This window comes from Streptomyces sp. NPDC008121, from assembly GCF_042957155.1.
Lineage (GTDB): Bacteria > Actinomycetota > Actinomycetes > Streptomycetales > Streptomycetaceae > Streptomyces.
Genome location: NZ_JBIBHT010000027.1, coordinates 1 through 21,685, shown reverse-complemented (window position 1 = coordinate 21,685; position 21,685 = coordinate 1). Strand labels below are relative to the sequence as shown.

Genomic DNA, 21,685 nt, shown 5'->3' with positions numbered 1-21,685 from the left:
GCGGAACAACTCCCACAACTCATCCGGCACCAGCCGCTCGGCAAGACTCGTCATGCCCAGCACAACGAGCCAAACCGCCAAAGGAAACGACGTCTGAAGGTAGATCTGGTGCCCTCCGATATCCACGCGCCTGCTGAAGTCACCCGGCCCGTCCAGAGGCGGCGCTGACGGCACGGCGGAAGAGGCATCCGGCGAGGCGGCAGGGCCCCCGGATGCACGGCAGGGGAGACAGCCGCAGGACTGCAGCCGCTGGCTGCCAGCACCGCAAGAGCCGCGGCGCCACGCCATCGTCTGGGAAACATCATCGGCTCTGCCCTCCTTCTGTCCTGGGGTGTCTTTGCAAGCTGCTCTACAGTCAGGCGCAGCACGCCGCACCCGGACCGGGCAGCGCGGGAGGAGCCCCGCTTCTGCGGATCATTCCGCTGCTGGACGGGAGAGCCCGCACAGACCGGGCAGCCGGGAACGGGTGCAGGTCGCCGCTCTCCATACGGGGGGGTACAGGGCCGAAGAGGAACTTCTGCGGGAGGCAGCAGGAACGGTGCCCCCGGCCGGGGGCTGCATCTGTGGCCAGCAAGAACATAGCCCGGCCAGTGCTGAGCCGTAACCGGGGGCCGGGATAAGCGGGCGGGGGCCAGTGACCGGTTCACCGGCAGCCCGCAGCAGACAGGGCGGCTGCTGGAGCCCGCCCTCAGACGATGACCGTCACCCCGGCCATGACCGGCACGATTCCCGCAGGCGCAGGTGGCGGCACCCCGGGGAACGGCAGACGCCCGAAGAGACGGCCGTCACGGACACCGGGGCGGCGGCGAGCGGCATACTGCGGGGCCGCAGGAGCTGCGGGCAGCAGCCCGGCCACGGGCAGCGCCTGCCGGCCCCCGCCCCGCGCCAGAGGGCAGACCGCCCCGCCGCGGGAAAGCCGCCGCCCCCGATCCCGCGCCGCAGGCGCCGCCGGTGCCCGGCCATGCGGAATCCGGCGAGCCGGGCACCGCCAGACACCAGACCGGGAGCCCGGCGGGCCGCGCCCCCCGGCGTCACCACAGCGCCACGCGGCGGCCGTCGGCGGGCAGCGCGCGGCCCGGGCATAAAGCGTCACGGCCAACCGGCGCCCATCCGCACAATCCAGGCCCGGAGGCCCGGTAATTCATCCACCTGTTCATCCGGTTGCCGCTGGAAAACATCCCCCCTTTTTCCTACATTCCAAGCAGACCAAAGGCCGAGGGGTTCCTGGATGTTGCTGAGTGACGCAGTAGAGCGCTATGCCGGATCTCTGGGCTGCTGCCCCATGGAGCCGGCCCGGAAGAGCATTCTCCTGAGACTTGCCCGCCGGTACCCTGAGCGTGCCTTCTCCGAACTCACCACCCGCGACATAGCGCAGTTTCTTTACGGCTCCCGGGACTGCCCGGGCGGGATAGCGGCAGGGAAAAGCGCCTCCACCGTCGCGAACTACAGGTCGTGCCTGAAGAAGTTCTTCGACTACGGCCTGCAGATGGGCTGGTCAAGGTCCCCCGTCATCGTCATGAGGCCGGTAGGGGCGTCGGAGTACCTGATCAGAACGAGAATGGGCCTGCACTGATTCCCAGTCATGTTTGTAAGCGGTCTGGTGGCGTGGAGTGAGCCGGTCAAGCCGGTGCGTGAGCGGGTGCTGGAGGTGCTGTGGTGAAGGTGCGATGGTCGCGTATCAGCGCCCAGAGGACGTCGATGCGGCGGCGTGCGAGGGCGAGAGTCGCCTGCTTGTGGCTCTTGCCTTCGTTTCGCTTGCGGTCGTAGAAGGTCTTCGAGGTGGGGCAGAACCGGGCGGCGATCTGGGCTGAGAGGTAGAAGACGTAGGAGCCGGCGGTGGTAGCGGTGTGGTCGGCGCATATTGCCGCTGATGCGTCCGGAGTCCCGTGGGACCGGTGCGAGGCCGGCGAGACGACCCGAGCTGCCGAAGGCGTCCATGTCCCCGCCGGTGCACGCGATGAATTCGGCCCCGAGCAAGGGGCCCATGCCGGGCATGCTGAGGATCACCTCCGCGTCGCGGTGCTCTGGTGACGGTCAGCATGGTCACCCACTCCACGAGCGCATGCGGGACATCGAGTACGGCACGAGAAGGATTTAACGGAGCCCCAAGGCGAAGAGTTGAGCGTAGACACCTTGCTCAACAGCCCTGGGGCTCCGTCCGTTTCACAACCAGCCTAAGCGGCCCCGTATCCTGGGAGCCCCAGCAGCGTCCCGGCTCTGCTCAGGACGGGTAACAGGACCTTTCAGGAAAACATCTGGGACACAGATCCGATGAAGACGCCATCCTGAGGGCTGGCGGGATCCCCGTACTGCACCTGTGCGAAGGTCATGCCGGCCGGAAGCTTGAAGCCGACCTGGCTCCACTCGGCAGTGCTCGTGCTGCCGTCCACGAGCGGGACCAGCTCACCCCTCCGGGAGCCGATGACGTAGTACTCGCCGCCATAGCAGCCCTGCGGCTCACTGGCCAGCGAGTACACGGCCCACTTATTGATGCGCGGCGCCGCATGGGGGTAGCCAGCCTGGAGGTTGGTGAGCTGGTACCGGTCTCCGGTCTGGCTGGACGAGGGGGCAACGGAGCACACCGACCCGGAGGCCGCATGGGCCGCTCCGGCGCCTGCCCCGAGCAGGGACCCGGCCGCCAGTGCAGCGGCAGACAGCAGAGAAACACAATTCGCACGTGAGATGCGCATGCCTCAACCTTTCAGCATTTATCGGGAAGCATTCCGCGCCAGATCAGAACAAGCGGCAGCCGGTCTGTCACGCGCGGGCGGCTGCTTTCAGCCAATATGGCGGAGGTAATCACTTATGGCATTCTTTAGATTCCGATAGGCCTGTTATGCGGCCGCGAGCGAGAGTATCCGGGAGAGCCTGACGCCGCCGGGCAGGCCGCCAGCTGCGTTGCAGACTCCGGCAGATGTGCTCACAGCCGTGTTCTGTACCGATTCCCCGATTGCCGGGAAGGGGCGTGCCGCCGCTCCTCGTGTACGCAGCTTCATGGGGGCGGATGTCAGGCAGCGGCATCACGGGGCCGGACCGGAGGGATGCTGTATCGGCCCGGACGGGGTCGGCTGGTGCGCCAGCGGCCTGAAGGGCACCCGGAACGTGTCTGGAAGGCGGACCCGAGGTGTGGCGGGGCGGCAGCGAAGCCCCGGACGGGGAGAGGGGTATCTACCGGCCTGTGTGAAGAAGAGGGCTGACCGCTCCGCACCGGCAAGGCTGGGGGAGAGCGGGGGGCTTGGCCTGCCGTTGCTACCGCCAGGCGCTGCGTCTGTGCGCGCGCCGTGACGTGAAGGCATGCGGTAGCGCCCCCGCACGCAGCTGGCAAAGTATCCCCGCCGCGACGGCAGGAAAACCTCTCTGATGCCGGACCTGGCGGAGAGCTCGGCGGTTCGGCAGCCGACGATAAACCGCAGGTCTCGTCGGCGGCCCTGGTCCAGCCGGAGAGGCAGCGTGAGGCTCTTCCAGCTCAGGCCCTGATGCGCTTCCCGGGAACCGTGCGGGAGACTGCACACCACGCGGCTTGTCCTTGAGTGAGCAGGCTGGACCAGCGCTCCGCCTGGCGGCCCAGGACAAGCCCACAGCCGCAGCGGACGCGAAATGCGGGCGCCCTGCAGGGCCCAGGCCCCCGCCGCGGGGACATGGCGGGTGACGTAGATGTCCCAGAGGCCGGGCTGGGGGCCAGGAGCGCGGCGCCGAATGCGGCCCGTGCCCGGGAGACGGCGGCCGGGCTGCTTGAGGCGGTGAACGGCGTCCGTCGTTCCGTGGCGGTGCTTGCTGCCCGGGCATGCGCGAGGCGCACGCCGCCCGCGTCTGGCTCCTCCCTTGGACGCCCGGGCGGGGAGCCGTGCTGTCAGGCGGAGTTCGGGATCAGCCGTGCTCAGGCGTACCGGCTCCTCGGTGTCACCCGTGCTCTGGCGGCGGTCCGCGGCGCCGTCACCGCCGGCACCAGGGGGTGAGCCGGCCGGCTCACCTCGGCCGGCCGGCGGGACTTGTCCCCGCATTCCTGGTTCCGCGTCTGCCCGTACGGTGAGGGAACCTCAGTAGGGGAATCCGTGTCGAGCGGTTGGCTGATCAGCGGTTCCTTGCCGTCAGATGGCGTAGTGCCAGGTGGTGAGCATGTACGCGCCGTACCAGCAGCCGAAGAGTGCTGCTGCGGTGAGTGTGATGGCGGCGGTCCGGTTGCTCGTCCTGCTGATGGCACGGGCGAGGGGGACGAGGAAGATCAGTGCGGGGATGAGGAGGCGGAGTTTGGAGTGGTAGTAGTTGCTCTGGCCAAGGGCGAGCACCACGATGGCGCACCCGTAGACGAGAAGTGGGGGCCAGGTGGTACGGCGGCACGCGATGGCCGTGGCGCAAAGAAGAGCGAGCGTGAGCAGGGCGGTGCTGACCGGGACCCATCCGTCGCCTTTGGCCAGCGTCTCGCGGAGGAAGCCGAGGTAGGCCCGCCCGTTGTCCCAGTGGGTGCCCCAGCCTGCTTCCTGGATGAGGAAATAGGCATCCGGACGGTGCAGCCGGTGCCCGACCCACCATAGGTAGCCTGGCGTGGACATACATGCGAGGACGACCGCGGCCAGGGGACGCCAGGAGAACCGGCGCTCGCGGTACAGGTGCAGCGCAGCGGCGACGGCGACCGCCGCGGCGACGCAGACGGCCGCAGGCCGGGTCAGGCCCGCGAGGAAGGCGAGGGTGCCAGCAGCGAGCCAGGCCTTGCGGTGTGCGGCCAGAAGGGCTCCCGCACACAGCGCGAGGAAGAGGGATTCGCCGTAGGCCATGAAGAAGACCATCGCCATGGGCTGCGCCGCCGCCAGCAGGATGATGCCTGTGAGAGCCGTCCGCCGCCCGTACAGCCGGGTCAGGAGATGCTGCACGGCGATCAGAGCAGCGATCAGGGACAGGTGCGCGACGACGACAGCGGACAGACCCGTGTCCAGTGCCGGTGGAGCAGCTTTCCATGCACGGATGAGGTCGCGGGCCGGATGCCCTTACCGCCCCTGTACTGGCGTCCGCCGGGCTGTCGCCCGGCATAACGCGAGAGGGAGGCGGCTCCTGGTGCCCTGAACCGAGCCCAGGGCGTCGAGCCCGGCAGGTGCGAGGCGGACGCTCTTCAATGAGCGGACTGTTCCTGCTACGCCTGATCGAGCTTGGCATGCCCTGCAGGCGTTTCGCCACTTTTGTTCCATATGCAACGCAAGCGGGAGCGGGGCATCCCGTGGGGGTGGGGGCGGGCCGCTGAGCGTCGGGCGTTTTGTGAGGGCATCCGGGTGCAGGCCGGTGGGTTCGCCGCGGGTGAGAAGACCACGGTGACCGCGAAGGACCTGCGGGTGAGTGTGCGGTCGGTGGAACGCACCACCGGTTGCGGCGTTGCGGGCGCGGGCGGCGACGACCTTCTCCCGGCTGGTGCCATGTCCGGCGGCGGCCCGTCCCAGCGGCTCGTGCAGGGCGAGCGCCAGGTCGTGTTCGCGCTGGGCGCGCTCTGTGCGGCGGGCCACGGGGGACCGCGCCTGCACCATTTCACCCATTGGCCGGGTCCGGGCTCCCGCGCGGGACTCCTGATCACCCACCGCATGCCGATGGCGGACTGCTCCATCCGCTCCGGGGACAGCGTCGCGGCCCTGCTCCGCTGGTTGCCGATCCAGGCCCCCAGCTTGTGCTCCCGCTCCTGCTGGTCCTTGGCGCTGCCGCCGATCCCGTCGGCGCCGATGACGGTCCGTTCGATGTGCTCCCTGGGGACCTGAAGGTGCCCTCGCGCCTATAGAACTGCTGGGCGGCTTCGTAGTTCATCGCCTATTTGTCGGCCTGCGTACGGCGTGGGGGCGAACTTCTCGTGCTCGCTGGTGGGTTCAATCCCGAGGACCTGGTCGCACATCCACTGCTGCACGGTGGTGAGGCTGTCCCAGCTGAAGCGCACGGCCTTGACCCACCGCCCGAGGTCCTCGCCCTGGTGCACGACCGTGCCCGGCTCGGTGGGCAGCGTGCCGCCGGCAGGAGCGGGCCCCCGTGGCTGTCTGCATGCCGGGAGCCGTGACGCACTGGTCCGTCCTGTACGTCAAGGGCCCGCGACGATGGTGACCGGTCGGTGCGTCGACACGATGGCACCGGCGTGCGGGAGCTCGCGGACGCGGTGGGGGAGGGGGCCGAGGTGCTGGTGCGGACGCCGCCGACAGCGTAACTCAGCGTCAACGCCTTCTGTACGAGCGGCGGCCTGTGGCATTCGTACGCGCACTTCGGGCACCCGGCCCGCCGTACGGCAGACGGGTTCGGCACCTTCGGCCTCACAGTGGACCTGGTCGTCGGCTCCGGCCCTTACCCGCGCCGGGAGGCCAGGTGTCCCGGTTGTCCTCGACGGCGAAGACTGCCTGCTTTCCCAAGGGCCGTCGTCTACGCGGATCTCGACCCGGCCGATCCCGCGGTGCTGCGCCCAAGCAACCCCGGCCACGGACGGCGGACATCACCGCCGCCCGCACCATCATCACGTTACCTCGCCTGCTATAGCAGCCCGCCTGCCTTCGACGGTATCCATCCCTTGTTCATTTTCCCGACGTCAAGTATCCGGAATTCGGTGACTGAGTAGATTTCAAGGTCTTCCTGGGTGACTCTGAAGAACCGCTGCTGTTCCAGTATGTAACTGCTCAAGGTTCCGGGGGCTTCTTCATCCGGCACTACGGCTACCGGAAAGTAATGCGAGGGCACTTCATCTCCCGCCAGAGCCCATGCAGCCTTGGGCGTCCCTGCCTCCCTTGTGGCCACAACGTAGATACTTCCGGCGTCGGCGAGAGTCTTTTTCTGGAAGAACTCAAGAAGCTCCTGGTGCATCATGGGAGCTGACCATTTATTAGCTGTCCCCGCGAGTTCTCTCATGCGGGGCAGGGAGACCCATCGCATAGACGTGGCCGCAGGGACGATCACGTTACGGGACGGGGCTTGCTGGAGATTACCGATGCAGGCAAGTGTGGTCACAGTGCAAAGGTTTGCTCCTCTTTTGCTGTTATTCACAATATGATTGCTCATCTCACGGAGTTTGACAGAGCTGGACTGGACCTGCGTGATCCATCCCCAGGTATCGGGCGCATTCTTCATGGCGCCCTTCATGCTCATCTTTCCGGCGGCTCTTGCGCCGATGAGAATTCCGGAGACGGCGCTAGCGGGGAGGTCTGCGACGCCGAGCCCCAAGGCTGCCGTCTTGAGGCCGTTGATGACGGGCTGGTCCATATGAAGGGACTGTGCTGCGGTGCTGGCGAGGTCGAGGGCCATGGATGCTCCTCCGAGCAGGGCTCCGGCCAGGGTGACGGGGGCGGCGATGCCGAAGCTGACGGCAGTGGCGACGAGGGAGATTGCGGTGACGAAGATTGACAGGCCGGTGATAAGCCAGTTTTGCCAGTCGTCCTGGCTGGTGTGACCGGTGGGGTCGGTGCGGGTAATGGGGTTGGCGTTCATAGCCTGGTAGCGGTTGAGCTGGGGTGCGGTGTCGGCGGTGGTGAAGCGGGCAGCACCGGGGTCGTAGGTCCGGGATTTCAGGTACTGGGTACCACCGGGGTTGGTGTATTCGCCGCCGTAGGTGAAGGGCTGACGTGCCGCTCCGGCCGGGCCCGCCGCGGGGCCGTGGGAGGTGATGGGTGTGCCGGTTCGGGTGGCATGCCGGCCATAGTCGGTGTAGTTCCACGCCTGGGTCACAGTGCCGTCACCGCTAGTGAGAGCGGTGGTGTTCCCGTGCCGGTCCTGGATGAGGTAGCCGGCACCTGCGCCAGCTCCGCCGGTGAGGGTGCGGGCGTGCCTGGTGCCAGCTATCAGGTAGGACGCGGTGGTCTTGTCCTGTGCACTGGCGGTGCCATTCTCATCTGTGCCTTCGCTGGCTGGGCCGGTGGTGTGAGTGTCGTTGACCAGGGTGCCGTCGGGGGCGTAATGGAACAGAGTGCCGCGTTCCCGCACACTGTCGGCGGCGGTGCCCGTGTTCGCGGTGTGCTCGGTGGCAGTGGCGCGGGTGCCGTCGGCCCAGTAGGTGTAGCGGGTGGTGCTGCCGGCGGGGCTGCTCATGGTCAGGGGCTGGCCGCGGAGGTTGTATGTCCACGCGGTGCCATCGTGGCCGGCGACCAGGTTTCCGTCGGTGTCGAAGGTCTGGGTGTATTCCCGGCCGTTGACGGTGACCGCGGTCAGGCGGCCTGCGGGGTCGATGCCGTGCCGGGTCACAGTTGTCTGCCCAGCCTGGTCACCTGTGTGGGGCGTGGTTTCGGTGCTGGTGACGTCGTCGGCGACGTTCAGGGTGTAGCGGGTGGTGGTTAGCCGGTTGCCGCTGCTGCCAAGGACGTGGGAGGCCGTGAGGCGATTGTAGGCGTCGTAGGTGTAGCGGGTGGTGGTGCTCACCTGCGCGCTGGGAGTGCCGTCTGCTCGTGTTCCGGGGCGGGTGTCGCTGCGCTGCGTAAGGTTGTTGTGGGAGTCGTAGGTGTAGGTGGCTTCTGCGATCAGCTCGCCATTGCGCGTGGTCTTTTCGTGGCTGATCTGGCTGGCGCCGGTGAACTCCGTCTCGGTGTTGACGCCGTTGCCGCGGTCAGTCCGGATGATGCGCCCGAGGCCGTCATAGGTGTAGGCGACCTGTGTCTTCACCGGGCTGCCCGGATCATCGTTTTCGTGCTGGACGGCTTTGGCCAGGGTGCCGTCGGGGCTGTAGGTGTAAGCGGTGGTTAGTCCTGCGGCGTCGGTCAGGCGGGCAAGCTGCCCGCTGTGATCGAATTCCTGGCGGGCGGTCCTGCCGTCGGGGTATGCGATCTGTGTGACGTTGCCGTCGGCATCGTAGCTGTAGCCGATAAGGGTGCCTGGCTTGTCGCCTGGGTCGAACACGGCAGTGACGGCCCCGGTGTGTGGGTCGTAGCTGTAGCCGGTCCTTTCCTCTGTTCTGCTGGCTGCCGATGTGAAAGTCATCTCCAGGACCTGGCCGGTGGTCTCGTCATAGCGGTATGAGGTCCGGACCCCGCCCGGGGAGACGGCTTCCTTCACCTGGCCGCCCGGGGTGTAAATGAACGACGTCTTCTTCCCGTCGGGGCGGCGTTCTTCGGTGATGCGTCCGGTCTCGTCGCGGAGCACGGTCATTCCGGACCGGCTCTTTCCGGTGTCCTGGCCGGGGGTGAGGGTCTTGACGACGGGGGCGCCGGTAAGGTCAGCGGGGGTGGCGGCGGTGATCTTCTCACCGGGGAAGGCGGCGGTGTTCTGCGGGGTTAGGGTGGTGGCATCCAAGGTACCGGCCCTACCGTAGGCGGGTTCGGCGACAACTTCACCAGACGCAGATCCAGCTACACGGCCCAGGCTGTCGTACCACCGGGAGCTGCCGGACTGCGGTGTCCCATCGGCGAACGATGCCCCTGCTGCGATAGGGCGTCCGGCTCGGTCGGCGGTTGCGGTGTTGGCGGCCACCGCCTTTGCGGGGTCGGTTTCTCCGGCTGGCAGGGTGAGCGTGGTGACGGTGGATGTCTGCGCGGTGGCGGCGTCGGCGTAGAGGGTGAGCTGGATCATCCCGTTCGGCGCGGTCGATTTCACTGGCCGGCCCAGGTCATCGCTAGTGGTGACCGTCACCCGTCCGGCGCGGTCGGTGACCTTCGCGGTACGGCCCTGGTCCTCGAACTGCACCAGATGCAGGGTGCGGGCGGCCGGATCACCGGTCAGCTTCCCGCCGGAGACGTTGTCGGTGGTCTTCACCGTGCGGCCCAGCAGATCCCGTTCCTCCACCGTAATGTGCGGTTTCCCGTCCTGGCCGGGAGCGGTGACGGTGGTGGTCAGGGGAGTGTAGGCAGTCGTGGTGAGCAGGCCCTGCCCGTCCGGGCCGCCCGGCACCTTCCGCGCCACCTCCCGGCCCGCGCTGTCGTATGTAGCCCCGGTCGTGCGGCCTTCCGTATCGGTAGTGCGGATGATTCTTCCGGTAACGAGGTCGGTGACCGTGCTGCTGGTGCCAGCCGCCGTCTCGAGAGTGCGGGTGCATGTGTGTGCGCTGGTGTCAGCGCTGGCGCTGTAGGTTTCAGTGCCCTCCCCAGGCCCCTCGACGCCGTCCGGTTTCGCCCCTCCGGCCCAGGTGACAGACTTCTCTGTCACCTCACCGTGACCGTTGACCTTGTAGCTGACGGTAGTGCGAGCAGTCAGCGTGTCTTCCGCATTGTTCTGCACCGCGTGCACGGTGCTCGCAATGCTCTTCCGATCCGGAGAGAGGGTGTTCTCGGTGACGCTCTGCGCGCCATCATGGCCGGTGACGGTGGTGCGCAGCGGCAGACCAAAGCCTGCAGGCTGCTTCTGCGGGCCTTCACCTCCGCCCTCCTGAGCATCGAGGACGGTGAGATCGTACTCGGTGACGGTCTTCGCGCCTGTCACATCGGTGCGTTCGGTCTCACGGCCGTGTTCGTCGAAGCGTGCGGTCTCGGCTGTGGTGCGGGACTTCCCCGTCGCGGGGTCGTGGACGGTGACCGTGGCGCGGACGGGTTTGCCGTAGTTCGCCGGCAGAGAAGATGCCGGGGGCGGGGCCTGTCCGTTGTCCTGTTCACCCTCATACTGCAGTTCCTGGGTCCGGACCGGGACCGGCTCACCGTTCACCTGCAGCGACGCGGTGCGTTCTTTGAGGAGGCGGAGGCTGTTGTAGACGGAACGGACGGTGGAGTGCCCGTCGGACAGTTCGGTCACGTACCGGTAGTCCGCATCCGCACTGTCGAACAGCGCGTCGGTGCTCTCGTACTGGCCGCGGCCGGTGAAGTCATGCCCGGCATGCTCACCCTCCGTGCCCAGGCGGAACGTGCGCTCAGGAGTCAGGTTCTTCCCCTGCGGGTCGGTGACTTTGAGCGAGGAGGCTACGGGGAAGCCGTGCGGCTGGTCATAGCCGATACGGGTCACCGCACCTGTCGGGGCCTCGACCCGGGTCAGCAGCCGGCCCGGCATCCCTTCGGGGGTGTAGTCCCAGGCCAGCTCCGTCACCTGGTCCTCGGGATAGGCAACGGAGGTGAGCCGCCCGTCCGTCAGGTGCAGCACGGTTTCCGGCTGCCGGCCGTCACTGCGGACCGGGGAGGTGACCGTAACCCGGTCCTCGCGGCTGTAGTCAAAAGTGACCGCCTGCCCGTAAGCGTCCACCGCCCGCACGAGCCGGTGCTGGACGTCACGCACCTCCCACACATACGTGCTCTGGTTGCCGTGGACGTCCTGTTCGGCGACCAGAGTGCCTTCAGCGGAGAAGAAACTCTTCTGTCCGTTGCTGTAGGTAAGGACCCACCGATAGGCCCGCGGCACATCCTCCAGCCCGGCGCGCCCGGTGAGGGTGCCGGGGGCATCACGCAGGGCGAAATCTTTCAGCAGGTAACGCTGCACACCGGTACCGGTGGTATCACCCGGGGCAAGCGGGTAGGAACCGCCGGACGCGGTGTGCAGGGTCCCGCCGCCGTCGGGGTCGACGGACGGTTTGCCCAGGCCGATGCCCTGGCCCAGGCCGTGCCGACCCACCCCTGCACCTGCGGCACCCTGCTCATAGACCAGCGAAAGATCCACCCCTGTGCCGCCGCGGCCCGGCAGCGACACCAGCGGCAGCACGGTCTGGAAGGCGCCGGTCTGCTCATGGACACTGCCGCTGGCACCCCCGCCCATCGCCACCGTGCCCGGCACCCCGCCAGCAGCCGGCGCAGCGGCAGCGGTGTCGGTGGCGGTGACTACCGTGCCGGTGGCCGTGACCACCGGCACGGTAGTCACCGCCATCACCACCGCGGTAGCCAGACCCACCCGCCGCAGCCACCCCCCACACCGCCACCCGCTTCCGGACGGCCTGCCCGCACTCGGGGAATCAACGGGCAGAGGGTGCGGCATAACATCTCCAGCCAGACAGGACAGACAGGTACCGGCCCAGCCAACCGGCCTCCCGCCCCGGACAGAATCAGGTGACCGGTGCCTGCACCGCATGACAGACGACAGGCCGGCCGGCCCCCCCAGGGGCTGCCGGGGCCCCTTCACCAGGAGGCCCCCTGTCGCCGGGGGCGCGCAGGTGCACCCGTTTTCACCAAAGGCGCCCCAGCCGCAGCATGACCACGGAAGTCGTAGACACGCCTGCCGGCGCCTTCGTACAAGACCCTCATCAACACCGCACCGTCCGTCGCAGCCGCTCCAGCCCCAGTCCGGCGGGCGCCTGGAGTTTGGCGGTGGTGAGTCTGGCCCGGCGGGCTTTGCCGGTGCAGTGTTGCTGCACCACGTCCTGCCTGGTCAGGCTGGGAGTGCAACCGCACGGCGCGTGTCGACGCCTCTCCCCTGTAAGGGGAGAGGCGTTCTTGTGCCCTCACCCGCCCCGGCGTTGTGGCGGCCCTTTGCTTATCCTCGGCGGATTTCTCCAGCGTGAATTTTTCCGTCGTTCCTGCTTCGGCAGCGTCGGCACGCAGGCGCATGGCCGGGTCTGCCGGCCCTGGTGGGTGCGGTGTCCACCCTGACGAACTTTCCGGTGAGCTTCGACTGCAGGGCGATCGCGTCGTCGCTGAGCGGGATGACTGTGAAGGCCTCCGCCGCCCCGGCGGTGCTCTTGTCCTGAGGTAGCCCTCGAGGGGAGAAGCCAGCGCGCTGACGAGTCCGCTGCACGTCCGCGGCGCACGGTCGCCTCTGGTCAGCCGAAGCGGAGATCGCCCGGGCCAAAGGCGTCGATTTGGCAGCGCGGGCGCTGCCGGACTCTATTCCGCCCCGTGAGCCCCCGGACTCCTGGGCCCGTCCGATTCCCGCCCTCGTCAGGCGGCCGGCTCGCAGACGGATGCCGGGGGCAGGCAGCTGCTGAGGGCGGGCTGCCTGGGGCGGCCGGTGTACGTGACGACTGCAGCGCGGAACGTTGAGTGATGGTGACTGCTGAGCAGCAGGGTTGGCTGCCCCGGGCACGGGATGACCACTTCACGCGTCTGCTGAGTGCGCAGGTGGTTGACGATCCGTGTCGCGGTGGCTACCGGTTTCGGGGCAGTGCATGGTTCCGTACCACCGTCGCGGCGTCGCCGATCGCCATCCCCTTCATACCCAGCTTCCGAGCAGCATTGAGGCTGCTGATTATGAGTGGAGGAGTCCAGGAAAGGGTGTCCTACTGCCAAAAGCACTCATCAATCACAATCTGTGGGTCTGTGGTGCGGGGAGTGAAGTGGTATCGCAGCCACCCGCGGCCGTAGTCGAAATAGAGGACATGTTCGCCGCTGGGGCGAGTCGACTGGACGGGTTCGACAGTCATTCCGGCAGGTAGGTCTCGGTCCGTGTCGATGCCTCGGAAGTAGGGGTCTTGTGCGGTGACCAACTCGGCGCGGGCGGCGTCGACGGGGAAGCGAGCTTCTTCGGGGAGAGCCGCCCGGTTGCTCGCCGCTTCCTCGGTCCAGTCGGCTTGCCAGGGCGGCCCCATGAAGTCTGTCACTGGCCGGGCTCAGCCTTTGCTGCCTCGCGTCGGAGACGTCCGGCTCGCTCGATGAGTGCCTTGCCGTGGTTGTAGTCGGGCTCGTGCACGGCTTCGTCTTCCAGGCGGTGGACTTCGGCTTCCATGTCCGGGTTGCGGGCAAGGGCGTATTCACCCCACCAACGGGCCATGAAGGCGGGAACGGGCGCGAGGTCGTAGGCGTCGGCAATGTCGCGGCGCCAGTGCCGGTCGAAGTCGACGAGGAGTTTCGGTGCGTGCTGCGCGATTGCTGCACGAAGTTCCTTCGGGTTCCTCTCCGGCATTGGGGGGATGCCCCTCGTGCTGGGGGCGGGTGATGTCATGGGCGTCGTCCTTAGAGGCGGTGGTCAGGCGGCGGCGGGGGCTGCTGGGGGCGTCTCTTCCTGCTGCTTGTTGAGGCGATCGGCGGCGCGGTCACGGGCAGCGTAGAGCGTGGTCGGATCCTTGCCCGTGAGGGCGACCAGCGCCGTTCCGGCGCCATTCGGCCCCTCGGTGAGGGCGCGGCGGGTGGCCTCGTCGGAATGGAGCAACAGCTCACCGAGTCGGGCGCGGGCCTTGTCCACCTCGGCGTAGAGGTCAGCGGCGGCCTTGACGAGGGCATGCGTCTTGGCGCGCTCGGTTCGCTGGGATGCCATCAGCCCATAGTGAGGGACGCATCCCATAAATCGCAAGCGGCGCTCAGGACAGGCGGGCATGATCGAATCACACTGGAAGGGGGGCGGTGGTCGGTGAGCCGGCGCGGTCGATGCGCCGCGACCGCGCCCGAGGACAACGGCTTCACTGATGATCGCGCTCGCTTATGACGTCCTCGCCGCACTGGGCAAACTCGTCCCTCTGACCGGCTATCGCCCGCTCCAAACGGGCCCCGCCTGGGCTTGATCCGCTTTGACGGACATTCGAGATCAGGGGTTCGTCCCCGGGAGGATGTCCATCATGGAGAGCATGGGGAAGAAGAAGCCTCGCCCTCGTCGTTCGTTCACGTCGGAGTTCAGGGCCGAGATAGCGAGTTGTGCCGGCGTGGTGACCGGTCGGTCGGCCAGGTCGCCAAGAACTTCGATCTGACCGAGACCGCGGTGCGGGACTGGGTCAAGCAGGCAAGAGGTCGACGCGGGCGAGCGTGACGGGCTGACCAGCAGCGAGCGCGAGGAGCTGGCCGCGCTGCGGCGGGAGAACCGCCGCTTGCGGGAGGACGTCGACATCCTCAAGCGGGCCACGGCTTTCTTCGCGAAGGAGACCCGGTGACGGTGCACCCGTTCATCGAGGCGGAGAAACAGAGCAACCACAACGTCAAGCGCGCATGTGAACTGCTCAAGGACTCCCGCACCGCCTTCTACGCCCGCTTGGGCGGCACTTGCGGCCCCCGTGCGGTCCGCGACCTGGAGCTGACCGTGACCACCGTCCCCGCCCCGCAGGCCGCCGCTCGGCCCGGCCCCGTGGGGCGCGACTTCGCACCCGACGCGGCCGCACTCGACATCCGCTGGTGCGGCGACATCACCTACTGAGGTTTTCGGGTTGTCGTCGGGTGGTGACGGTTCATGATCCCTGCGCTATGACGGTGAGATGCGTTATCCGGAGGGTGGGGGCCTGACCGCTGAGCGTCGGGTGTTTCGTGAGGGGGTCCGGCTTCAGGCCGGGCAGAGGTTCGCGGCGGGTGAGAAGGCCGCCGTGATCGCGAAGGATCTGCGGGTGAGTGTGCGGTCGGTGGAACGCTGGCGTCGTGCCTGGCGCGAGGGCGGCATGGAGGCCCTGCGCTCGGCGGGGCCGGCGAACTCCCCGACCGTCACTGATACCCAGTTCGCCGTGCTCGAGGAGGAACTCGGCAAGGGCCCGCCCGCGCACGGCTTCGACGATCAGCGCTGGACTCTGGCCCGGGTCCAGACCGTGATCCGCCGCAGGCTGCGCCTGACGCTGTCGGTGCCGACGGTCTGGCGGCTGCTGAAACGGCATGGCTGGTCCTGGCAGGCGCCTGCCCGCAGAGCACTCGAGCGTGACGAGCACGCGGTGGAGCTGTGGAAGAAGGAGGTGTGGCCCCAGGTAAAAGCCTCGCGGCGGCGTCCGGGGCATGGCTCGTCTTCGAGGACGAGGCCGGATTCTCCATGACGCCGCCCCGCGCCCGAACTTGGGGCCGGCGCGGACACACCCCCGTGATCCGCGTCCGCGGCCGCTCCCGCCGCCGGATCCCGGTCGCCGCCCTGTGCTGCTACAGACCCGGCGAGCCGAGCCGCCTCATCCACCGGCCCCGCAGCCATCTCCTGCTCAAGGGCGCCCGCAAGAGTTTCTCCTGGCAGGACTACCGCGACCTCCTGGTCCGCGCGCACATCCAGCTCGATGGCCCGATCGTGGTGGTCTGGGACAACCTCAACACCCACCTGGCCGCCGGGCTGAAGCGCTACGAGGCCGAGCACGACTGGCTCACCACCATCCGCCTCCCGGCATACGCACCAGACCTGAACCCGGTCGAAGCCGTCTGGTCACTCGTGCGCAGAGCCACGGCCAACACCGCCTTCGACACCCCCGACGACCCCGACCGCACACTCCGCCGCGAGTTACGCAGAATCCAGCTCCGACCCCACCTCATCGACGGCTGCCTCACCGCCACCGGCCTGACTATCAACCCACCGACCCCACCCTGAAATCCTCAGTAATCCCTCCTTTAGGGCAGGTTTGGGGCGGTGTGATTCCCTCCGGGCCTCTTCGAACGCTGGAGCCGGTGACGTCTTCTCTCAGCCGGGCGGGAGATGCCTCGACGCAGATCGACGCGCCGGTCTGGTGCTCACGTGGTGACGGTCGGAACCGCCGGCCCCGCATGCCCCGCCTCACGCCACGCCCGCACGGCCTGGGTCAGAAGATCCAGCGTCGGCACCAGAACGAGAATGCGGCCCTCGGGCACAAGACGATTCGCCGACGACGCCGCCGCGATGATGGTCTTCCCCGTGCCACACGCCGCGTGCACCTGCCCGCGAGGTCCACCAACAGGGATGCCGTCCGGCGGGACTTCACGTGACGTCCACGCCCAGCGTTTCGCCGACCTGCCGGGCCGTGACCGGTCCGTCGGCTCGGCGCACGACGGTGAGGTTGCGCTGGCAGTCCGGCGGGGTAATGGCCTTCTGTATTTCCGGCTCTCGGTGCGGGACGAGCATCACGGCCCGCCCGGCCACCTGACCCGGCGCCGGGGAGACCGAGGCACGCTCACCTGCCATCTCTTCGCTCACCCGTTCGAGAACCCTTTCGGCGGCGGCGAGTTCTCCCGCTCGGATCGAACCCTGGCGCCAGCTGCTCGGTCAGCTGTGCTTCGAGGTCGTCCAGTTCCGTGTAATCCGTTCCAGCAGCTCGGGATCCAGCATGCAGCGGACGGTAAGGGGCTGTCGGACTGCCAGGGGCACGAACCCGAAGATGCCACCGGCGCCGTCGGCGGCATCGTGTCACCGCGGGGGCCGGAGGGCCTGGTGTCTTCGCCGGGGTGATGGCATGCGGGGAAGGACGGCATCAGGAGGGAGGTCCCTCGCCGGGAGTGTTCAAGCCAGCGACGGGTGCAGACGGACGGACGGGATCGGAGAACCGGGCCCGGGCGGTACGCGTGCTCGTCACGGTGGCGAACATCATCGACAGGGTGTGGGACGCACACCGCCCCGTCGTAGCCCCGGCCCTGGGGTGTTCGTAGCGGCACCCGCTCTCCCCGGAGGGATGGTCCCCGATCCGATGAACTTTCCAAGGCGTCCGGTTAGGATGCTGGGCAGGGTGGAGGGAATCGAATATGCCGCAGAACGCGGCCCGGGTGACCGTCATGATGCCTGACGGGCAGGAATTGCTGGCCCGCCTGTATGAACGGCGGCGCGCGGCGGTCGGATGGCAGTACCGGGTGGGGATCACCTGCTGGGCAGTTGGCAGCAGCGGCCGTACTGAGTCCGCGGAACAGAGTGTCTGGCTCGACGCCCGTCATGTCCGCCCCCTCGAAGGCGGCGACTACAGCCGCATCCCCACCGTTGCCGCTCTCACCACCGACGAGCGCCAGGCCTGGACGGTACAGGACCTCCCTCACCGCCCCGGCCACCCCGGAGCACGCCTGATCCACGTCATCGGCTGCCAGCCCCACGCCGCACCCATCACCCTCGACCAGGCCCTCGACATCCTCCGCAAACCCCGCACGGTCACCTGCCGCGAATGCCACGCCGCCACCTCCCTGCCGACCGCAACCGATCCCCAGCTCATCCAATCGGACCGCTCTGCGCCCTGAACCGGGTAGAGGCGCGGCCCCGGCTCGGCAGTGATGCCGGTGCCCGGAGCGACTGGACAGGCAAAATGGGGCGTATGAGCGAGGACGCGTTGGAAGCAGCACACCAGGCCTACCAGTCGGCGCAGGAGGCGCTGCACGCCGCCCGCCGAAAACTGGCCGAGGCCGTCCTGGACGCCTACGCGAACGGCGAGCCGGTCGGCCGGATCGCCGAACGCACCGGCCAGAGCACCACCACTGTCTGGAACACCCTCGCCGCCTACGGCATCACACACCACAAGCGCATCAACGGCTCCACCTGACAGCCGCCGGTTGCTTCCGAGCTCGGCGCACAGGCCGCCGGACGAAGCCCGCTGCCTGTGAAGCCGGGTTGCTGATGTTCGGTCAGAAGAGTGCCAGGCCTTCGCCGCTGGTGTCAGCTATGACGGGCCGGGGACCGGCAGGGAGGCCGTCCAGGCGGTCGGGACCGGCTTCGGCTGCCACAGCAGGGGCGGTCTCGGCCAGCCAGGTACCGAACCGCTCGACAGCCTCCCGGTAGGGCACCCGTGCCAGGACGCGGTGCTCACCGGAGGGACAGAAGTCGACGGAGACGGTGAGCAGGCAGGAGCGGGGTGTGTTCTGGCTGCCCGTCCACGAGACGCGCAGCACTCCGCAGGGCTTCCGCCCGCAGGACCCAGGGTGGGTGGGGCGCAGGGTGCGGGTGGCTGTGTAGGCGGTCCACGCGGCGAGGTGAGGCAGAGGCAGAGTGGTGCGGGTCCGGCAGCCCGGACAGCGGTGCCAGTGACGCAGCCAGCCGACCGCGTCGGTGTCGAAGAGGCGCCGGTAGCGGCTGGCGACGCGGATGTCGCTGTCGTACAGGTGGTCGGGGCGCTCCAGCGTGTTGCAGGACGGGCAGACCGGAGCGCGGACGTAGCCGTGTTCATGGCAGTGATCCAGCACAGCGGCCGGCGCCGTACTGCAGACGGCGCACACCCACCCGGCCACCTGGCGGGACATACCCGGCTTGCGGCTCAGCACCGAGTACAACTGACCTCGCAGCTCCCCCGTATACGGGCGCTGCGGGATGGCTGGACCGTTCACGCCCGTAGCGGACTGGCTGTCGGTAGCGCGGGGATCCCGGCGGTGCTGTTCGGTGACAGCTGTCTCCGCCTTGCCGACCTGCGTGGTGTGCAGCCACTCGGCTTCGGTGTGCTCGGCCGTGTCCAGCAGCCTGACCACGGCACGCGGAAGCCACCACGACCGCTCACCCCTGGCACGGGACCGCTGCACCAGCAGCCACCGCCAGTCGACCCCCGCCAGATGAGACCACGGCCCGGGCTCATGGCCGGCCTGCCGTCCGGGATGATCTGCCTCTTGCAGTTCCCAGCTGATGCGCCGGCGCCACCCACGTAGCGTTCCGCCCGGGCGCTCTTGCTCTGGCACACCACGGAACGGACCGATGCGGACCAGATCCAGGGCGTCCACCTCCACCGCGTTCCATGCCGCCGCCGCCCGGCGCACCTCAGCCTCCGGAACTCTCCACCAGCCGTCCTCCGTCCTCACCAGCTCCACCACACACGCACCGAGCAAGACATACCGCCCCGGCCGGACATCAGAAGGAAAGCAGGTGAATACCGCGGAAGTCGCCGGTACCGCGCTACCTGCCGTCAGACTGGCCCACACACTGTCGGCGGCGGCCAGAGTGACCAGATGATCTGCCCGGCCCGGGGCAACACGCTCGGCCATACAGAAAGACTAACGACCGGCACCCGCACACCGACAGCCAGTGCCTGGTTCCGGTGCCGGGAGAGCCGCCTGGCTAGCGGCGGGTGCCCAGGGCTGACGGATGATCTTCTCCGTGGACTTCCGCCCACGACCAGCATGAGCACTCCGAGCAACAATCACACCAGCCCTTTGACCTGCGACTTCAGGTTGGCGGAGGCTCAGTGGAATCCACCGTAGTGCGCACCGGCCAGTGGGGGAGTGGACGACACTCGAAGCCTGGTGCGCACCGACGATGCCGCGCTCCCACCACCTGCCACGGTGTGCACCACGAAGTCCCGAGGGAGTGGACTCCACTGCCCGCCCGCCCATCCGGTGCGCACACGGAACGTGACGCACATCCGATGCCCATCCCTTGCCCAGGTCGTCAACCGCGAACAAGGGGCCGCTACTTGCGAGAAAGCAACCCTTGACGAAGCACGAGATTTTCGTTGTTTCCCCTTGACCGCGCCCGCCACCGCCCGGGCGATGCCGCGCATCAGCCCGCGAAGGGCCAGCCCGGAGGGGAGACCTCTCCTCGTCCGCCGTCACGGTGCGTAGCACTGGTGCGGTGCGCAGAGTGGCGCCCACCCCGCTCGGTGGTGCCTCCACGGGTGGAGTGGACGCCACCGTGCGCACCGGGTAGCGAGTGGAGGCCATCGTGATCCGCACCAGGGTGCAGGTGAAATCCGCTCGGTGCGCACCACCCGGTGGGGAGTGCGGTACATCGCGCGCAACTCATCGCGCCGTGCGCGCACCCGCGCGCTGATGCCCTGGGCGTCCGGTGTGCGTGGTACGCGTCGGACCCGGGAGGGCGGGCTCTTCATGGCTGCGTTCTCCGAGGGGAAGTGGCCGCGGGCCCTGACCGCCCGGCGGGTACCGAGGCCGCTGCCGGCGCGGCGTCCCGGGCGGTCGGCGTCGCTTGTCTGGCGTGGGTGCCTCGTGGGCGTCTGCGCTCAGCTCTCCAGTCCTGGCGGGATGCTCTGCTGGTTCCCTGGAGTGACGCCCTCGATGTCCCGATGCACGGCGCCTGCCCCCGTCGCTCAGCCGCTGGGCAACATCAAGATCACGTCTACTGCCAGGGCCAGGGCTCACCGCTGTAGCGCTCCGCGCTGGCACGGCGGCTGCAGCCTGGCGCTGTCCTTGCGGGCAGCGGGCAGCCATTGCATGGGCGTTACGGCCGTCGGGCGGTGACGCCCAAGCTGCGCAGGGCGCAAGGGGTGCGTAACCCCGGTGCCGGTTGTGCGGTGCTGTTCAGTAGGTGAGCGGGGGCTCCACTGACGGGTCGTCGAACGTGGTGGCTTTGAGAAGCAGGGTGACTGCGGCATTGAAATTCGGCAGGTCAGGGTTCATCTTGTCCTTGTCGAGGCATCCCTTGAGTGCGGTGCTTTCACCGGGCTTTCCGTCTGTGAGCTGGTACTCGGAAATGCAGCCCTCTGTGGGGCGGAAGGGGAGGGCGGCCTCTTTTTCCCGGAAAGCCTGGATATAGGTGGCGAGAGCGGAGCGCTGCAGAGTGGAAAGGCGGCCCTCGTCCCAGATGAAGGGGCGGTCGCGCGGGTCGAGGTGGCGGACCTTCCAGGAGCCGTCGGACTGGACAGCGAGGCTGGTGTCAAATGGCCTGCCATGCGAAACAGATACATCGGCAAGCGGTGCAGGCGTAGTGTCTTCTGCCACGGCCCAGGCCGGGGAAACCAGGCACGAAGATGCAGCAACCGCCACCAGTGCAGAGCAGGGTATTTTTGATATTCTTCTCGCTTTTCGTGCCGCCGTCCGTTTGCCGACACCGTAGGCACCGGCGAATTAAACTGGGGCAAAATACCGCCTAATCCTCCGGTGGTGGATCGTATCCTGAGCTGGTTGTGGCCTTGTCAGTCATGGTGGGGACGGTTAAGGCCCAGGTGCGGCTGCCGAATCGGATGGTGTGTTCGCACAGAGGCGGGCGGGTTTGCCGGGGAGGGTCTGCGGTGGCAGGCGGATGCGGGATTCTTTGCGGGGTCTGATGGAGTCAGCCTCTCGCGTGCCATAGCCAGCCAGAGCAGACGCAGGACGGGCAACGGGGCTGGCTGCCGAAGAGTGGCGCTGCCACAGGCCACGAGCAGTTCGCATCACCAGCAGTATGCAGTTCCCGCCTGGCAGGTAGTTGATCACCGAGGGAAGAGCGGAGGAACGAAGCACCATCAGGATCGCCCGGACGGAAGTCTCAAGTCCGGGTACCGCAGGACATCGTTAGACGTCGTTTCCTTTGGCGGTTTGGCTCGTTGTGCTGGGCATGACGAGTCTTGCCGAGCGGCTGGTGCCGGATGAGTTGTGGGAGTTGTTCC

General features: G+C 68.0%; 15 protein-coding genes and 3 pseudogenes. 8 read left to right on the top strand and 10 right to left on the bottom strand.

Going from position 1 to position 21,685, the window contains the following annotated elements; genetic code table 11:
* Positions 1-1,228 precede the first annotated feature (1,228 nt).
* Positions 1,229-1,573, top strand: a complete 345-nt coding sequence (locus ACFZBD_RS34230) for a hypothetical protein (RefSeq protein ID WP_391147441.1) — start codon at positions 1,229-1,231, stop codon at positions 1,571-1,573.
* A 46-nt stretch (positions 1,574-1,619) separates the two neighbouring features.
* Here the strand turns inward: ACFZBD_RS34230 and ACFZBD_RS34225 are convergent.
* The 3 genes and pseudogenes from ACFZBD_RS34225 to ACFZBD_RS34215 all read right to left on the bottom strand — a co-directional run.
* A pseudogene (locus tag ACFZBD_RS34225) lies at positions 1,620-2,025 on the bottom strand (transposase); the annotation flags it as partial.
* Positions 2,026-2,243: 218 nt separating this feature from the next.
* A complete protein-coding gene (locus tag ACFZBD_RS34220) occupies positions 2,244-2,690 on the bottom strand; it encodes a hypothetical protein (RefSeq protein ID WP_391147439.1) in 447 nt (148 codons plus the stop codon).
* Between the two features lie 1,398 nt (positions 2,691-4,088).
* On the bottom strand, positions 4,089-4,868 hold the full coding sequence (locus ACFZBD_RS34215) for a hypothetical protein (protein WP_391147436.1): 780 nt from the start codon (positions 4,866-4,868) through the stop codon (positions 4,089-4,091).
* A 432-nt stretch (positions 4,869-5,300) separates the two neighbouring features.
* Here ACFZBD_RS34215 and ACFZBD_RS34210 point away from each other — a divergent pair, with 432 nt between their 5' ends.
* Entirely contained in the window at positions 5,301-5,735 is a 435-nt protein-coding gene (locus ACFZBD_RS34210) for a hypothetical protein (protein ID WP_391147433.1), read from the top strand.
* 751 nt (positions 5,736-6,486) lie between these two features.
* Here ACFZBD_RS34210 and ACFZBD_RS34205 read toward each other — a convergent pair.
* The 3 genes from ACFZBD_RS34205 to ACFZBD_RS34195 all read right to left on the bottom strand — a co-directional run bounded on the left by ACFZBD_RS34205 (position 6,487) and on the right by ACFZBD_RS34195 (position 14,028).
* Positions 6,487-11,733, bottom strand: a complete 5,247-nt coding sequence (locus tag ACFZBD_RS34205; protein WP_391147432.1) for an RHS repeat-associated core domain-containing protein — start codon at positions 11,731-11,733, stop codon at positions 6,487-6,489.
* Between the two features lie 1,638 nt (positions 11,734-13,371).
* Entirely contained in the window at positions 13,372-13,677 is a 306-nt protein-coding gene (locus ACFZBD_RS34200) for a DUF6247 family protein (RefSeq protein ID WP_391147430.1), read from the bottom strand.
* A gap of 63 nt (positions 13,678-13,740) precedes the next feature.
* Complete coding sequence (locus tag ACFZBD_RS34195) at positions 13,741-14,028, bottom strand: hypothetical protein (RefSeq protein ID WP_391147427.1); 288 nt, start codon at positions 14,026-14,028, stop codon at positions 13,741-13,743.
* Between the two features lie 441 nt (positions 14,029-14,469).
* Between ACFZBD_RS34195 and ACFZBD_RS34190 the strand changes: the two are divergent.
* The 4 genes and pseudogenes from ACFZBD_RS34190 to ACFZBD_RS34175 all read left to right on the top strand — a co-directional run.
* Positions 14,470-14,617 (top strand): annotated as a pseudogene (locus tag ACFZBD_RS34190) (IS3 family transposase); the annotation flags it as partial.
* A gap of 14 nt (positions 14,618-14,631) precedes the next feature.
* The gene (locus tag ACFZBD_RS34185; protein WP_391147425.1) at positions 14,632-14,895 is read left to right on the top strand and encodes a hypothetical protein; all 264 of its coding nucleotides are present in this window, start codon (positions 14,632-14,634) and stop codon (positions 14,893-14,895) included.
* A 58-nt stretch (positions 14,896-14,953) separates the two neighbouring features.
* Entirely contained in the window at positions 14,954-15,493 is a 540-nt protein-coding gene (locus tag ACFZBD_RS34180) for a winged helix-turn-helix domain-containing protein (RefSeq protein WP_391147422.1), read from the top strand.
* On the top strand, positions 15,418-16,026 hold the full coding sequence (locus ACFZBD_RS34175; RefSeq protein ID WP_391147421.1) for a transposase: 609 nt from the start codon (positions 15,418-15,420) through the stop codon (positions 16,024-16,026). Before ACFZBD_RS34180 ends, ACFZBD_RS34175 begins: the two co-directional genes overlap by 76 nt.
* Before the next feature lie 158 nt (positions 16,027-16,184).
* Here the strand turns inward: ACFZBD_RS34175 and ACFZBD_RS34170 are convergent.
* Both ACFZBD_RS34170 and ACFZBD_RS34165 read right to left on the bottom strand, forming a co-directional pair.
* A pseudogene (locus ACFZBD_RS34170) lies at positions 16,185-16,391 on the bottom strand (DEAD/DEAH box helicase family protein); the annotation flags it as partial.
* Positions 16,390-16,593, bottom strand: coding sequence for a hypothetical protein (locus ACFZBD_RS34165; protein WP_391147418.1), 204 nt, complete (start codon positions 16,591-16,593; stop codon positions 16,390-16,392). The pseudogene ACFZBD_RS34170 and the gene ACFZBD_RS34165, both read right to left, overlap by 2 nt.
* 554 nt (positions 16,594-17,147) lie before the next feature.
* Here ACFZBD_RS34165 and ACFZBD_RS34160 point away from each other — a divergent pair.
* The gene (locus tag ACFZBD_RS34160; RefSeq protein ID WP_391147415.1) at positions 17,148-17,627 is read left to right on the top strand and encodes a DUF6233 domain-containing protein; all 480 of its coding nucleotides are present in this window, start codon (positions 17,148-17,150) and stop codon (positions 17,625-17,627) included.
* A gap of 74 nt (positions 17,628-17,701) precedes the next feature.
* Positions 17,702-17,926 carry a hypothetical protein gene (locus ACFZBD_RS34155; RefSeq protein WP_391147410.1) on the top strand — a complete coding sequence of 75 codons (225 nt, stop codon included), beginning with the start codon at positions 17,702-17,704 and terminating at the stop codon, positions 17,924-17,926.
* Positions 17,927-18,008: 82 nt separating this feature from the next.
* On the opposite strand, the gene ACFZBD_RS34150 is transcribed toward ACFZBD_RS34155, so the two are convergent.
* Both ACFZBD_RS34150 and ACFZBD_RS34145 read right to left on the bottom strand, forming a co-directional pair.
* On the bottom strand, positions 18,009-18,842 hold the full coding sequence (locus tag ACFZBD_RS34150) for an endonuclease domain-containing protein (protein ID WP_391147407.1): 834 nt from the start codon (positions 18,840-18,842) through the stop codon (positions 18,009-18,011).
* A 1,776-nt stretch (positions 18,843-20,618) separates the two neighbouring features.
* On the bottom strand, positions 20,619-21,083 hold the full coding sequence (locus ACFZBD_RS34145; protein ID WP_391147405.1) for a hypothetical protein: 465 nt from the start codon (positions 21,081-21,083) through the stop codon (positions 20,619-20,621).
* Positions 21,084-21,685: the final 602 nt, after the last annotated feature.

Excerpts from the sequence above, each read along its gene's own strand:
- ACFZBD_RS34230 (WP_391147441.1), top strand. The coding sequence starts at position 1,229 with ATGTTGCTGAGTGACGCAGTAGAGCGCTATGCCGGATCTCTGGGCTGC.
- ACFZBD_RS34220 (WP_391147439.1), bottom strand. The coding sequence starts at position 2,690 with ATGCGCATCTCACGTGCGAATTGTGTTTCTCTGCTGTCTGCCGCTGCA.
- ACFZBD_RS34200 (WP_391147430.1), bottom strand. The coding sequence starts at position 13,677 with ATGCCGGAGAGGAACCCGAAGGAACTTCGTGCAGCAATCGCGCAGCAC.
- ACFZBD_RS34195 (WP_391147427.1), bottom strand. The coding sequence starts at position 14,028 with ATGGCATCCCAGCGAACCGAGCGCGCCAAGACGCATGCCCTCGTCAAG.
- ACFZBD_RS34180 (WP_391147422.1), top strand. The coding sequence starts at position 14,954 with ATGCGTTATCCGGAGGGTGGGGGCCTGACCGCTGAGCGTCGGGTGTTT.
- ACFZBD_RS34165 (WP_391147418.1), bottom strand. The coding sequence starts at position 16,593 with ATGGCAGGTGAGCGTGCCTCGGTCTCCCCGGCGCCGGGTCAGGTGGCC.
- ACFZBD_RS34160 (WP_391147415.1), top strand. The coding sequence starts at position 17,148 with ATGCCGCAGAACGCGGCCCGGGTGACCGTCATGATGCCTGACGGGCAG.
- ACFZBD_RS34155 (WP_391147410.1), top strand. The coding sequence starts at position 17,702 with ATGAGCGAGGACGCGTTGGAAGCAGCACACCAGGCCTACCAGTCGGCG.